This is a genomic window from Halomonas ventosae (assembly GCF_004363555.1).
Lineage (GTDB): Bacteria > Pseudomonadota > Gammaproteobacteria > Pseudomonadales > Halomonadaceae > Halomonas > Halomonas ventosae.
Map to the genome: position 1 here is coordinate 59,504 of NZ_SNZJ01000010.1, position 12,260 is coordinate 71,763.

The window sequence follows — 12,260 nt, forward strand, 5'->3', positions numbered from 1 at the left end:
TAGTCCAGCCCTGCCCGGCCGACTTGACCCAGATCAGCATGATTCTCGTCATGCCCTTACGAGCAGGCGCTACTCGCCGATGTCCTCGTGCCACAGTTCGGGCGAGGCGGCGATGAAGCCCTCCATCATCGCGATGCACTCGGGATCCTGGAGCACCTCCACCTCGACGCCACGCTCCTTCAGCAGGGCCTCCTCGCCCAGGAAGGTGCGGTTCTCGCCGATCACTACCTTCGGAATGCCGTAGAGCAGGATGGCACCGCTGCACATCGGGCAAGGCGAGAGGGTGGTGTAGAGGATGCTCTCGCGGTAGGTCTCGGCCGGATGGCGCCCGGCGTTCTCCAGGGCATCCATCTCCCCGTGCAGCACCGCGCTGCCCAGTTGCACGCGACGATTGTGGCCACGGCCGATGACCACTCCGCGGTGCACCAGCACCGAGCCGATGGGGATGCCGCCTTCCTCGAGGCCATGGCGGGCCTCCTCGAGCGCGGCCTGCATGAAGCGATCCATTCGTTGACTCCCTGGCGTGACGATACCCCCAGCCTACGCCGCCCTGGCCCGAGCATGCCAGCGTCCGGGCCAACCGGGTCCCGCTCACCCTCGCGGGCGGGTAAGAGACCCGGTTGGCAAGTGCCAGGAATCAAGGCGGGCGGGACGGCCTACAGCCCCACGCCGAACAGCGCCTGCGCCAGATGGCCGGTGAGGAAGGCCAGCCCCGCCGCGGCCCCGCCGATCAGCAGGGTCCGCAGCCCCGACTTCAGCACCGGCTGGTGGTAGACCAGGCTCTTGCCCATGCCGATCAGGAAGAACATCAGCCCGGCCACCGCCAGGCTCGCCAGAAACTGCCGGGTGGTATCCAGCCCGGGGATCGCATAGGGCAGCAGCGGCATGGTCCCCACCACCAGGAAGGCGAGGAAGGTGGCCAGCGCCGAGCGCATCGGGCTAAGCCCCACGGTCTGCAGGCCGTGCTCCTCGGAGACCATGGTCTCCACCCACACCTTGCGGTCACTGCAGATGGTCTCCACTACCCGCTCCAGGGTCTCACCGGCGAACCCCTTGCGCCGGAAGATCTGGCGGATCTCCTCGCGCTCGCCCTCCGGCACCTCGTCGATATGGTGGTTCTCGGTGCGGCGCACCCCCTCGACATGCTCGCGCTGGGCCTGGATCGCCTCGTAGTTGCTGACCGCCATGCTGAAGCCATCGGCGAGCAGGTTGGCGACCCCCAGCACCAGCGCCACCGTGGACGAGAACCCCGCGCCGAAGGCCCCGGAGACCACTGCGAAGGTGGTCACGCAGCCGTCGATACCGCCGAGGATGGCATCGGGCAAGTGCCGGAGCCGGGAGGGGGCGCGCAGCCGCCGCTCGATCACCTCCGGGCGATGCTCGTGCTCCAGCGCCTCGCGCCGCTGATCGTTCATGGGGCCTCTCGTCGATGCATGATTGATCCTGGCTCCAGCTTGGCACAGCCGGCCCGAGACGGGTAAGGCCCATCGCCGACGTCCCGTTCCCGAAGGATGCACCATACTGACAGCGCAATACGCCACGGCGAGGCTTCGGCATGACCCATGACACGCTGAACGGCCCCTTCCGCCACCGCTACCTGAGCCACGAGGCGCTGACCGGCCAGCTCGAGACCTGGGCCCGGGACCACCCGCAGCTGGTCCGGCTGGAGAGTCTCGGCACCAGCCCCGAGGGACGAGACCTCTGGGTGCTGACCCTCGGCCCCGAGCCCGACCGGCGGCGCCCCGCGGTGTGGGTGGACGGCAACATGCACGGCACCGAGCTGGCCGGTTCCAGCGTCGCCCTGGCCGTGGCGGAAACGGTGCTGGCCCTGCACCTGGCCCCCGAGTGCCTGCCAGTGGGCTGGCCCGAGCACCAGTGCCGGCAGCTGCGCGAGGTGCTGTTCTACATCTGCCCGCGCCTCTCCCCGGACGGTGCCGAGCAGGTGCTGCGCCAGGGCGGCTTCGTGCGCTCCGCCCCGCGGCGCACCGCCGGTAGCCCCGACCGCCCGCGCTGGCACGCCGAGGACCTGGATGGCGACGGCCGCTGCCGCTACCTGCGCCGCCATGACGAGGCGGGCGATTTCGTCGCCTCCCCCGACCATCCGGGGCTGATGCTGCCGCGCCGGGTAGAGGACCCGCCGCCCTACTGGCGACTCTACCCCGAGGGGATGATCGAGCACTGGGACGGCGAGACGATCCCCGAGCCCGACTGGCTGGCCGACACCCCGGACTTCAACCGCAACTTCCCCTGGGGATGGCGGCCCGAGCCGGAACAGGTCGGCGCCGGCCACTACCCCGGCGACGCCCCCGAGACCCGGGCCGTCATCGACTTCGCCCTCGCCCACCCCAACCTCTATGCCTGGCTCAACCTGCACACCTTCGGCGGCGTCTTCATCCGCCCGCCGGTCGATGCCCCGGACAGCGACATGGCCCCGCAGGACCTCGCGCTCTACCGCCAGCTCGCCGCCTGGGCGCAGTCGCTCACCGGCTACCCCACCGTGAGCAGCTACGAGGAGTTCAGCTACGAGCCCGAGACCCCGCTGCATGGCGACCTCATCGAGTTCGCCTACCACCAGCGCGGCTGCCTGGCCCAGGTCTGCGAGCTCTGGGACCTCTTCCAGCGCCTCGGCCTGCCCCGTCCCGCGCGCTTCATCGACCACTACACCGCCTTGGACCGCGAGGCGATGGAGCGACTGGCGCAATGGGACCTGGTGGGCAATGGCCGGCGGCTGTTCGGTGACTGGCGGCCGCTGACACACCCCCAACTGGGCGAGGTGGAGGTCGGCGGGCTGGACGCGTGCCTCGGCATCTGGAACCCGCCGCCGGAAATCCTGCCGGCAATCTGCGACGGCCTGGCGGCCTACTGGCTGCAGGTCGCCTCGTTGATGCCGCGGCTGGTGATCGAGGCGGTGCACTGCACGCCGCTGGGCGAGGGCGCCCATGCGCTAGACGTGACGATAGCCAACCACGGCTACCTGCCGAGCCATGGCGTGGAGGCCGCGCGCCAGCGCCCCTGGAACAGTGGCGTGGAGGCCGAGGCCACCGCCCGGGGTTGCCGGCTGCATGAACCCGATCGGGCCCGCCGAGTGCTGGGGCACCTGGACGGCTGGGGCCGCGGCCTCGGTGACGCCGCCCACATGCCCTGGTTCCAGCGCTCCCGAGGCAACAGCCACCAGGCCCGTGTATGCTGGGTGGTCCTGGGCGAGGGCGAGGTGACCGTGCGGGTCGGCAGCCCGCGGCTGGGTGAGGTGCAGCGGACGATACCGATCCCCGGGGAACCCGGTGCACCGGGTCCTGCCTGAGGTAGCCGCGACGCCTCACCCCAGTCGGCGAGTCATGCCCCCAACGGGAGGAGCAGGCGATGGACATCGCACTGAGGGACGTCACCCGCGATAACTTCGAGGCCGTCATTGCGCTGGAGGTCACGGCATCACAGCGTGGCTATGTCGCTGACAACCTCTATTCCATTGCCGAATCGAGCCTGCATCCTACCTACCGGCCTCGTGCCATCTATTGCGACGGGGAGGTGGTCGGCTTTCTCATGTACGAATCCTTCGATCACGACGACCGACCGCCGGCCTACAACATCTTCCGTCTCATGGTCGACCGACACCATCAGGGAAGAGGCATCGGGTACCGGGCCATGCAGTGCGTGCTGGACGAGATCCGGGCGCTGGGCCCCTTCGAGCGCATCGCGATCTGCTATGTGGCCACCAACCAGGTCGCCCGGGACTTCTATGCCAGCCTCGGCTTCCAGGAGACGGGGCTGAGCGAGGAGACCGGCGAGGTCATCGCCGAGATCCGGGGCTGACGAGGGGCGCATCGCGCCGCCGGCGTGCGCCACGCTTGACGGACGGGTGACTGCCGGCCCCAGAATAGAGCATTACCCCGAGGAGCGTCCCATGTCCCTGCTGAACGCCATCCTGGCCGTCGCCCTCTCCGCCGCCCCCTGGCTGCTGCTGGGGCTGGTGATGGCCGGGCTGATCAAGGCGCTGGTCTCCGAGGCCCTGTTGCAGCGCTGGGTCGGCGGCCAGGGGCTTAGCAGCATCGCCCGGGCGGCGGTGATCGGCGCCCCCCTGCCGCTCTGCTCCTGCGGGGCCATTCCCACGGCACTGGCCATGTATCGCGGCGGAGCATCACGCGGCCCGGCCACCGCCTTCCTGATCGGCACCCCGGGCATCGGCGTGGACTCCATGGCCATCACCTATGCCCTGCTCGGCCCCTTCATGGCCGTGGCCCGGGCGACCAGCGCCGTGTTCACCGCCATCGTCACCGGCCTGCTGGTAGGCCGTACTGTGCCGACGGACATGTCGACGAGCGTGCCAGCCGACGTCGAGCCCGAGGCGGAGGATGGCTGCGGGAGCTGCTGCGCCAGCGGCGGCGGCGGCGGCGATGCGCGGGATACGCCTGCCGAGAGCGCCGCGCCGGGGCTCGCCAGCCGACTGGCCGATGGGCTTCGCTATGCCTTCACCGACATCCTCGACGACATCAGCCTCTGGCTGCTGGTGGGCCTGCTGGTCGCCGGGGCCCTGATCGCCCTGGTGCCACCACAGCAGCTGGCCGCCCTGGGCAGCGGCCTGGGGGCCATGCTGGTCATGGCGGTGATCGGCATCCCGCTCTACATGTGCGCCACCGCCGCCACGCCCATCGCCGCCGGGCTGCTGCTGGCCGGCGTCTCGCCCGGCACCGTGCTGGTCTTCCTGATCGCCGCGCCGGTCACCAGCCTGGCCACCCTCGGGGTCTTTCGCCGCGAGATGGGCAATCGGGCCCTGGTGGCCTATCTCGCCGGCATCCTGGCAAGCGCGGTGCTGCTGGGATTGGGCGTGGATGCGGTGGCAAGCTGGTGGCAGCTCGACATCGCCCGCCAGATCGAGGCAGTGAACGAACTGCTGCCGGCCTGGGTCGAGTGGGTAGGGCTCGTGGTGCTGGTCGGGCTGGCGGTGAAACCGCTGCGCCGCACCCTTGCCGGCCACCTGCCCCACCACGCCTGATCCCGGCGACCCGGCGGGCCCCGCCCAACCCGACAAGTCCCCGCCGGGAGAACGATCGACCCCGAAGGAGCCTACATGACGGATCGCCAGCCTCACCCCCGCATCCTGGTCTTTGCCGGCAGCAGCCGCGCCGGATCCTACAACAAGGCACTGGCGCGCCTGGCCGCCGAGCGCATCGAGCAGCTGGGCGGACGCCCCACCTTCATCGACCTGCGCGACCACCCCATGCCGCTCTATGATGGCGACCTGGAGGCCGAACAGGGCCTGCCCGAGAACGCCCTGGTGCTGCGTCGCGGTCTGGCCGACCACGAGGGGCTGCTGATCGCGTCGCCGGAGTACAATGGCTTCATCACTCCGCTGCTCAAGAACACCCTGGATTGGCTGACCCGCCCCCATGAGGGCGAAAGCGGCCTCGCGCTCTTCGAGGGCAAGCTGGCCGCCCTGGTCTCCGCCTCGCCCGGCGGTCTGGGTGGCATCCGCAGCCTGGGGCTGGCCCGCCAGCTGCTGGCCAACATCGGGGTGACGGTGCTGCCGGACCAGCTCGCCGTGGCGAAGGCCGCGGAGGCCTTCGACGACACCGGCCGACTGCGCGACGAGAAGCAGCGGGAGAAACTGGACGCCATCTGCGGCCGACTGGTCGACAGCCTGCACCGGCTGCACGGCTGACCCTCGCCAAGGAACGCGATGCCGATCGGGACACAACGCCTCTGGCGCAGCCGGGTGAAGAACGGCCTGCAGACCCTGCTGATCATGGCCGCCCTGGCCCTGGTGCTGGCGGTGCCCGGCTACCTCCTGGCCGGCGGCCTCGGCATCGTCGTGAGCCTGGGGGTGGTGGTGGCCGGGGCCTTAGCCGGCAGCTGGGTGCCGGCGCGGGTCATCCTCGCCGATGCCGGGGCCGGCCTGCTCCATCGCCACCAGGCGCCCTCGCTCTACCGCCTGCTCGATACGCTCTATCGGCGCGCCGGCCTCACCCGGCCTCCGCAGCTCTTCTACGCGCCCTCGCCCGAGCTCAACGCCTTCGCAGTGGGCACCCGCCACGACGGCGGCATCGCCGTCACCGAGGGCCTGCTGCGCACCCTGACGCTGCGTGAGCTGGCCGGCGTGCTGGCACACGAGGTGAGCCACCTGCGCCATGGCGATACCCGGGTGATGTCCATGGCCGCGGCCATGACCCGGCTCACCCTCTGGCTGACCACGGTGCTTCAGCTCAGCCTGCTGCTGCTGGTGCCGCTGATCCTGGCCGGCGAGCTACGCCTGCCCTGGAGCCTGCTGCTGGTGGTGGCCTTCGCCCCCAGCCTGAGCACCCTGCTCCAGCTGGCCCTCTCCCGCAACCGCGAGTACACCGCCGACCTGGACGCCGTGGCCCTGACAGGCGACCCTGAGGGGCTGGCCTCGGCGCTGGCCGTGCTGGAGCGCCACCACGGCCGCTGGCTGGCCGCGCTGTTCGGCCGCCATCCGCCCGCGGGGCTCGACTGGCTGCGCACCCACCCGCCGACGGAGGAGCGCATCCGCCGGCTGATGGGCGTCGAGGCGACCAGGGACGCCTCCCTGCATGACCATCACGACGACAATCACCACGCGCCACCGGAGATCCTCGAGCGCCCGGGGGCCATGGGCCGGCGCTACTGGATACGCCGCCGGCGCTGAGGCGCTCGCCCCCTCCCCCACTTTCCTGAACGAGCAAGAGAGACCGCCATGAGCGATACGCAAAAGCCCTGGAACAGCCCCATGCCCGAGCCGCAGTTCGACCTGATGCGGCGCATCCTCGCCGCCCCCAGCCCGGTGGGGCTCGAGGCCGCCATGACCTACGGCGTGCTCAAGCCCCACTTCGAGGGCTTCGCCCCGGATAGCTGGCAGCTGCACCAGTTCAAGGGCCACGCCGGCGTGGTGCTGGACACCCATCCGGGCCGCGACGACCTCTTCAAGGTGATGATCATCGGCCATGCCGACAAGATCCGCATGCAGGTGCGCTCCATCGGCGAGGACGGCAAGATCTGGATCAACAGCGACTCCTTCCTGCCCAACGTGGTGATCGGCCACGAGGTCACGCTGTTCAGCGAGGACCCCGAGGCGCCCGGCCGCTACCGGCGCATCGAGGGCGGCACCGTAGAGGCGCTGGGTGCCATCCACTTCTCCGACCCGGCCCAGCGCAACGGCGATAAGGGCATCAAGAAGGAGCAGCTCTACCTCGAGTTGCAGATCCACGGCGAGAACAAGAAACAGCAGGTGGAGAACCTGGGCGTGCGGCCCGGGGATTCGATCCTCCTCGACCGGCCCATCCGCCACGGCTTCAGCCCGGACACCTTCTACGGCGCCTACCTGGACAACGGCCTGGGCTGCTTCGTCACCGCCGAGGTGGCGAGGCTGATCGCCGAGGCGGGCGGCACCGATCAGGTGCGGGTGATGTTCGCCATCGCCAGCTACGAGGAGATCGGCCGCTTCGGCAGCCGGGTGCTGGCCGGAGAGCTCGAGCCCGACGCCATCATCGCCGTGGACGTCAACCACGACTACGTGGCCGCCCCCGGCATCGGCGACCGGCGCATGCAGCCGCTGGAGATGGGCAAGGGCTTCACCATGTCGGTGGGCGCCATCGCCAGCGAGCAGCTCAACCGGATCATCGAGACCACCGCCCGGGAACAGGGCATTCCCATGCAGCGTGACATCGTCGGCGTGGATACCGGCACCGACGGCATGGCCGGGGTGCTCGCCGCCGTGGATTGCGTGGCAACCTCCATCGGCTTCCCGATCCGCAACATGCACACCATCTCGGAGACCGGCTACACCCGGGACGTGCTGGCGGCGATCCATGCCATCACCCATACCGTGCAGGCGCTGGACGCCCTGCCGGACCCGCATCGCGAGTTCCTCGACCACCACCCGCGCCTGGACGAGGCCGGTCTCCTGGCTCACCAGGGTTCCGACAAGCCCGAGAAAACCGACAAGTAACGCACCCAGCGGGTGAGACGCATGCCGCAGGGCGGGCCCAGGGCCCGCCCTGCGGCCTTCTGGACAGCGCTAGCCCAGCGCGGCGAGCGCTTCGGCCAGCACCGGCGCCATGGCGATGGCGTTGCTGTCGTGGGCGATGCAGTCGGTGCTCCACACCTCGCCGACCCCGGCGGCCTCGATCACCGCCAGCGCATCGCCGGCGAACAGCGCGTGGGTGATCGCCACGTCCACCGAGGCGGCCCCGGCGTCGAGCAGCGCCTCGGCGGCGCGGGCGACGGTGTGGCCGGAACTCGCCACGTCGTCCATCAGCACCACCTGGCGGCCGGCGACTTCGATATTCGGCAGCTCGATCTGCACGTTGCGGTCGCCGTTGCGGGTCTTGCGGCAGGTGCCGACCTCGAAGCCGGTGGCCTCGCCGGCCTGACGCACCCACTGCAGGGCCTCCTCGTCCGGCCCCAGCAGCAGGGGGGCGTGGCGCTTCTCGGCGATCAGCGCGGCCAGCCGCGGGGCACCGGAGAGCGCGATGGCGTACTCGAGGGGAATCGCCTGGTCGAGACGCTCGATGCGGTGCAGGTGCGGGTCCACGGTGATCACGGCATCGAACAGCTCGGCGAGGAAGCCGCCGACGATGGTCTGGCTGACGATCTCGCCGGGGTGGAAGGCGATGTCCTGGCGCATGTAGGCGAGATAGGGCGCCACCAGCACCAGGCGGGTCACGCCCTGCTGGCGGGCGTGGCGTGCCAGCAGCAGCAGCTCGACGAGCTTGTCGTTGGGCCGGTCGAGGCTGCGATAGAGCACCAGGGTCTCGGGAAAGGCGCCCGTCTCGGCGAAGGGCAGCCGGAGCTTGAGCTCCTCGTCGGGGAAGCGGTGGCGCTCGACGGCGTGGGCGGGCAGGCCCGCCGCCTCGGCGACGCGCCGCGCGGGGGCCGCCTCGTCCTGGAAATGCAGCAGTGCGCGGGTCATCGAACCTCCCTGTTCAGAACTCGACGTTGAGCCGGATGATCTCCTCGGCGCGGCCGATGGCGATGCCGGTGTCCCGCTCGGTGGACTGGTGGGCGAAGGTCAGCTCGTTGCGGTAGGCGGCATGGACGCGATAGAGCGGCTGGCCCCGGGTCACCGGGTCGCCGATGCGCCGGAGCAGGTCGACCCCGGCTCCCGCCGCCTTGGGGGCACCGGCCAGGCGGGCGATGCGCGCCAGCTTGAGGTTGTCGATGCCGGTGACCACGCCGTCCGCCGCGGCCAGCACTTCGAAGCTGTGGGGGGCCAGCGGCGGGTTTTCCGGGTCGAAGGGCCTGCGGCCCTGGGCCTCGATGATCGCCTGCATCTTCTCGGCGGCCCGGCCGTCATCGAGGATGTCACGGGCGATGCCGAAGCCTGCACCGCCGCGCACGTCCGGGTCGAACTCCAGCATCCGTCCGGCCAGGCGCAGCGCCTTCTGGCGCAGGTCCATGGGCGCCTCGGGGTGGTGGGTGAGCACACGCATAACGTCGCGGGCCTCCAGCACCGGGCCGATGCCGCGCCCCACGGGCTGGCTGCCGTCGGTGATCACCACGTCCAGAGTCAGGCCCATGCGGCCGGCCACGAACTCGAAGAGCCGGCGCAGCTGCCGCGCCTCGGGCATGGAGCGCACCTTGGCATGGGGGCCCACGGGGAGGTCGAGCAGCAGGTGGCTGGAGCCGGCGGCCACCTTCTTGGAGAGGATGGAAGCGACCATCTGGCCCGGGGAGTCGATGGAGAGCGGGCGCTCCACCGAGATCAGCACGTCGTCTGCGGGCGAGAGCTCGCTGGTGCCGCCCCAGGCCAGGCAGCCGCGATGGGTGCGCACGATCTCGCCCAGCACGTCGAAGGGCAGGTCGACGTTGGCCAGCACCTCCATGGTGTCGGCGGTGCCCGAGGGCGAGGTGATGGCCCGCGAGGAGGTCTTGGGACACAGCAGGCCGTGGGCGGCGACGATGGGCACTACCAGCATGGAAGTGCGGTTGCCCGGGATGCCGCCGATGCAGTGCTTGTCGACCACCGGATGCTCGTGCCAGTCGAGGCGGCGCCCCACCCGACTCATGGCATCACTCAGGTAGAAGACCTCCTCGCGGTCGAGCTCGCCGCGGTCGCAGCCCACCACGAAGGCGGTCAGCTCGATCTTGGAGTAGCGAAGCTCGGCGATGTCGCGGATGATGTGCCGGAAGTCGTCCCGGGAGAGCCGCTCGCCGGCAAGCTTGCGGTGCAGGGCGGGTATCGAGGCCGGAGGCTCCGCCTGGGAGACGCTCACCGGATGGCCCGCCTCCACGCCCAGGGCCTCGAAGGCGTCCTCGGAGAGGCCGAGCTGCTGGCAGTCGACGATGGCGGCATCGTCCACCACGTTGAGACTCGCCAGGATACGCTGGCCGTTGGCGCGGATCTCCACCTTGGAGAGCGCCTGGAAGCCCTCGGCGCGATAGAGGCCGCACTCGCGGTGCAGGTAGGCCACGTTCTCGCGGTACGTGTCGATGCCGACCCGCTTGAGCGAGAGCGGCGAGAGGATATCGTCCAGGGCTTCCGCCCGGGTGGCATGGGTCGTCTTCATGACAGCCTTCCTTGCGGCAGGTGCCGGCCTGCCGGCCGCGCGTCACGCGGGTGACGAATGGGCCCATCCTAGCAGCGCCTCAGCGGGGCGTCATTCGGGCGCGGCCAAGGGCCGTGACGGCGTCCCCGTGATCGCGCTAGGCTGGCCGCATCCCGACAGGAGGACCACCGCCCGTGCTCGATGCTGCCCTGGATGCCGGCCACCTCTGGGCCGTGGCCATCACCCTGATCGCCGTCGTGGCCTGCATCCTGCTGCACTACGAGGTGTCGCTGAGGCTTTGGCAACGCCTGGAACAGTCGCGCAGCACCCTGCGCCGGCGCTTCCTCAAGCTGGCCTTCGGCCTTTTCGGGGCGCACATTGCCGAGATATGGCTGTTCGCCGTGGCCATGGCCCTGCTCGGAGAGCACCCACAGGCCGGCGAGCTCGCGGGCATCGCCGCCGTCAACTTTCTCGACTACGTCTACTTCTCGGCGATCACCTACACCACCCTGGGCTATGGCGACCTCTTCCCCACCGGCCCGATCCGCTTCCTGACGGGCACCGAGGCGCTGATCGGCTTCATGCTGATCACCTGGTCGGCCTCTCTCACCTTCCTCGAGATGCAGCGTCACTGGTCGGCCCGGCAGGAGCGCTGAGCCATCCGCGGCGAGGAGGATGCTACCGCGTGCGGCCAAGCGCAGGCTCAGGGCAGGCGACCCTCTCGCGCCAGGCGCTTCCTTACCCAGCGGTCATAGCACCAGCGCAGCGCCGGCTTGAGCCCCGGCAGGCCGATCAGCCAGGCCAGGGGCCTGAGGCGTGGCACCCGGCGCATCAGCAGGATATAGGCGTCGATTCCATCCATGATGCGCCCGCCCTCCTCCTCTACATGCAGGGAGAGCAGCGCTGCCTGGGGGTCGACGCCCTTCTCGCGCAGCGTCGCCTGGTGCTCGGTCACGTCCCGCCACGCCACCTGGTCGCCGGCTCCCCCCGCCCAGCGCTCGTAGCGGGCACGATCCCGCCGGCAGACGGGGCAGGCACCGTCGTAGTAGACCTTGAGCGGTGGCAGTACGGTCATCGAATCACTCTCCTTCATTTGAGGCCTACCGCGGCAGACTCTACTCGGCCGTGGGGGTTCACCAAACGGCGGCACGCCTCGGCACGATGTGCCTTACCAATATGCGGGATTGTCGAACGCCGTGACACACCGCGGCACACCGGGCAGGAACGTCATCTCATGCCCATCCAGCGCCTGCCCGAGCCAGCCTTCGGGCTGGGACAGCCTGAAGGGCGCCGTCTCTTCGGAGACCGGCGTGAAGCCGACACGCGAATAGAACGCCGGGGCCCCGTAGGTGAAGACCCGCGTCACGCCCCGCTCCTTCAGCCGCTCGAGGCCGAAACGAATCAGGCGCTGCCCGATGCCCTGGCCTTGGTAGTCGGGATGCACCGCCACCGGTGACAGCAGGAAGGCCTCGACCGGGGTATCGAACCTGAGCCTCGAGAAGAAGATGCCTGCCACGGCCCGGCCCTTCTCCATGGCCACGAACCCCAGGACATCCCGCGGGTCGGTATCAGCCACCAACTTGCGCACCAGGCCCCCGACCCGTTCGCCTTCTGCCGGCCCCTCGGCGTCGGAAAAGGTCCTTGCAAACAGTGCCTGGACCTCTGCCGCCTGGTGCGCTGCAAACCGTGCCAACTGCATTGCCTGGCCTCCTCTCGATAGGGCGTGACAGCCAACCTGCAGGGAAAATGGCCGTGCACGTCGCCTGCGCTCATGAGGCCGAGGCA

The 12,260-nt window shown here is 70.0% G+C and carries 13 protein-coding genes; 7 read left to right on the top strand and 6 right to left on the bottom strand.

What is annotated here, in order from left to right; genetic code table 11:
- Positions 1-69: 69 nt before the first annotated feature.
- Both DFP85_RS10240 and DFP85_RS10245 read right to left on the bottom strand, forming a co-directional pair.
- A complete protein-coding gene (locus tag DFP85_RS10240) occupies positions 70-507 on the bottom strand; it encodes a nucleoside deaminase (RefSeq protein WP_133636188.1) in 438 nt (145 codons plus the stop codon).
- Positions 508-656: 149 nt separating this feature from the next.
- Positions 657-1,415 (bottom strand): VIT1/CCC1 transporter family protein, encoded by a 759-nt coding sequence (locus tag DFP85_RS10245; protein WP_133636189.1) that lies wholly within the window; start codon positions 1,413-1,415, stop codon positions 657-659.
- Positions 1,416-1,555: 140 nt separating this feature from the next.
- On the opposite strand from DFP85_RS10245, the gene DFP85_RS10250 reads away from it, so the two are divergent.
- The 6 genes from DFP85_RS10250 (at position 1,556) to DFP85_RS10275 (ending at position 7,936) form a co-directional block, all read left to right on the top strand.
- Positions 1,556-3,301 (top strand): M14 family metallopeptidase, encoded by a 1,746-nt coding sequence (locus DFP85_RS10250; protein WP_133636190.1) that lies wholly within the window; start codon positions 1,556-1,558, stop codon positions 3,299-3,301.
- A 59-nt stretch (positions 3,302-3,360) separates the two neighbouring features.
- The gene (locus tag DFP85_RS10255; RefSeq protein WP_133636191.1) at positions 3,361-3,810 is read left to right on the top strand and encodes a GNAT family N-acetyltransferase; all 450 of its coding nucleotides are present in this window, start codon (positions 3,361-3,363) and stop codon (positions 3,808-3,810) included.
- A gap of 91 nt (positions 3,811-3,901) precedes the next feature.
- Complete coding sequence (locus tag DFP85_RS10260) at positions 3,902-4,990, top strand: SO_0444 family Cu/Zn efflux transporter (RefSeq protein WP_133636192.1); 1,089 nt, start codon at positions 3,902-3,904, stop codon at positions 4,988-4,990.
- 75 nt (positions 4,991-5,065) lie between these two features.
- Positions 5,066-5,656, top strand: coding sequence for an NADPH-dependent FMN reductase (locus DFP85_RS10265; protein WP_133636193.1), 591 nt, complete (start codon positions 5,066-5,068; stop codon positions 5,654-5,656).
- Positions 5,657-5,674: 18 nt separating this feature from the next.
- Positions 5,675-6,637 carry a zinc metalloprotease HtpX gene (locus DFP85_RS10270; RefSeq protein ID WP_133636194.1) on the top strand — a complete coding sequence of 321 codons (963 nt, stop codon included), beginning with the start codon at positions 5,675-5,677 and terminating at the stop codon, positions 6,635-6,637.
- A gap of 48 nt (positions 6,638-6,685) precedes the next feature.
- Positions 6,686-7,936, top strand: a complete 1,251-nt coding sequence (locus DFP85_RS10275) for a M20/M25/M40 family metallo-hydrolase (RefSeq protein ID WP_133636195.1) — start codon at positions 6,686-6,688, stop codon at positions 7,934-7,936.
- A gap of 69 nt (positions 7,937-8,005) precedes the next feature.
- Here the strand turns inward: DFP85_RS10275 and DFP85_RS10280 are convergent, their stop codons facing one another.
- Positions 8,006-8,899: a ribose-phosphate diphosphokinase gene (locus DFP85_RS10280; RefSeq protein WP_133636196.1), complete on the bottom strand. Its 894-nt coding sequence runs from the start codon at positions 8,897-8,899 to the stop codon at positions 8,006-8,008.
- A 13-nt stretch (positions 8,900-8,912) separates the two neighbouring features.
- Complete coding sequence (locus tag DFP85_RS10285) at positions 8,913-10,496, bottom strand: thymidine phosphorylase family protein (protein WP_133636197.1); 1,584 nt, start codon at positions 10,494-10,496, stop codon at positions 8,913-8,915.
- A gap of 173 nt (positions 10,497-10,669) precedes the next feature.
- On the opposite strand from DFP85_RS10285, the gene DFP85_RS10290 reads away from it, so the two are divergent.
- Positions 10,670-11,131, top strand: a complete 462-nt coding sequence (locus tag DFP85_RS10290; RefSeq protein WP_133636198.1) for a potassium channel family protein — start codon at positions 10,670-10,672, stop codon at positions 11,129-11,131.
- A gap of 47 nt (positions 11,132-11,178) precedes the next feature.
- Here DFP85_RS10290 and DFP85_RS10295 read toward each other — a convergent pair whose 3' ends face one another.
- Positions 11,179-11,550, bottom strand: coding sequence for a thiol-disulfide oxidoreductase DCC family protein (locus tag DFP85_RS10295; protein WP_133636199.1), 372 nt, complete (start codon positions 11,548-11,550; stop codon positions 11,179-11,181).
- A 93-nt stretch (positions 11,551-11,643) separates the two neighbouring features.
- Positions 11,644-12,174: a GNAT family N-acetyltransferase gene (locus tag DFP85_RS10300; protein ID WP_133636200.1), complete on the bottom strand. Its 531-nt coding sequence runs from the start codon at positions 12,172-12,174 to the stop codon at positions 11,644-11,646.
- Positions 12,175-12,260: the final 86 nt, after the last annotated feature.

Excerpts from the sequence above, each read along its gene's own strand:
- DFP85_RS10240 (WP_133636188.1), bottom strand. The coding sequence starts at position 507 with ATGGATCGCTTCATGCAGGCCGCGCTCGAGGAGGCCCGCCATGGCCTC.
- DFP85_RS10245 (WP_133636189.1), bottom strand. The coding sequence starts at position 1,415 with ATGAACGATCAGCGGCGCGAGGCGCTGGAGCACGAGCATCGCCCGGAG.
- DFP85_RS10250 (WP_133636190.1), top strand. The coding sequence starts at position 1,556 with ATGACCCATGACACGCTGAACGGCCCCTTCCGCCACCGCTACCTGAGC.
- DFP85_RS10255 (WP_133636191.1), top strand. The coding sequence starts at position 3,361 with ATGGACATCGCACTGAGGGACGTCACCCGCGATAACTTCGAGGCCGTC.
- DFP85_RS10260 (WP_133636192.1), top strand. The coding sequence starts at position 3,902 with ATGTCCCTGCTGAACGCCATCCTGGCCGTCGCCCTCTCCGCCGCCCCC.
- DFP85_RS10265 (WP_133636193.1), top strand. The coding sequence starts at position 5,066 with ATGACGGATCGCCAGCCTCACCCCCGCATCCTGGTCTTTGCCGGCAGC.
- DFP85_RS10270 (WP_133636194.1), top strand. The coding sequence starts at position 5,675 with ATGCCGATCGGGACACAACGCCTCTGGCGCAGCCGGGTGAAGAACGGC.
- DFP85_RS10275 (WP_133636195.1), top strand. The coding sequence starts at position 6,686 with ATGAGCGATACGCAAAAGCCCTGGAACAGCCCCATGCCCGAGCCGCAG.
- DFP85_RS10280 (WP_133636196.1), bottom strand. The coding sequence starts at position 8,899 with ATGACCCGCGCACTGCTGCATTTCCAGGACGAGGCGGCCCCCGCGCGG.
- DFP85_RS10285 (WP_133636197.1), bottom strand. The coding sequence starts at position 10,496 with ATGAAGACGACCCATGCCACCCGGGCGGAAGCCCTGGACGATATCCTC.
- DFP85_RS10295 (WP_133636199.1), bottom strand. The coding sequence starts at position 11,550 with ATGACCGTACTGCCACCGCTCAAGGTCTACTACGACGGTGCCTGCCCC.
- DFP85_RS10300 (WP_133636200.1), bottom strand. The coding sequence starts at position 12,174 with ATGCAGTTGGCACGGTTTGCAGCGCACCAGGCGGCAGAGGTCCAGGCA.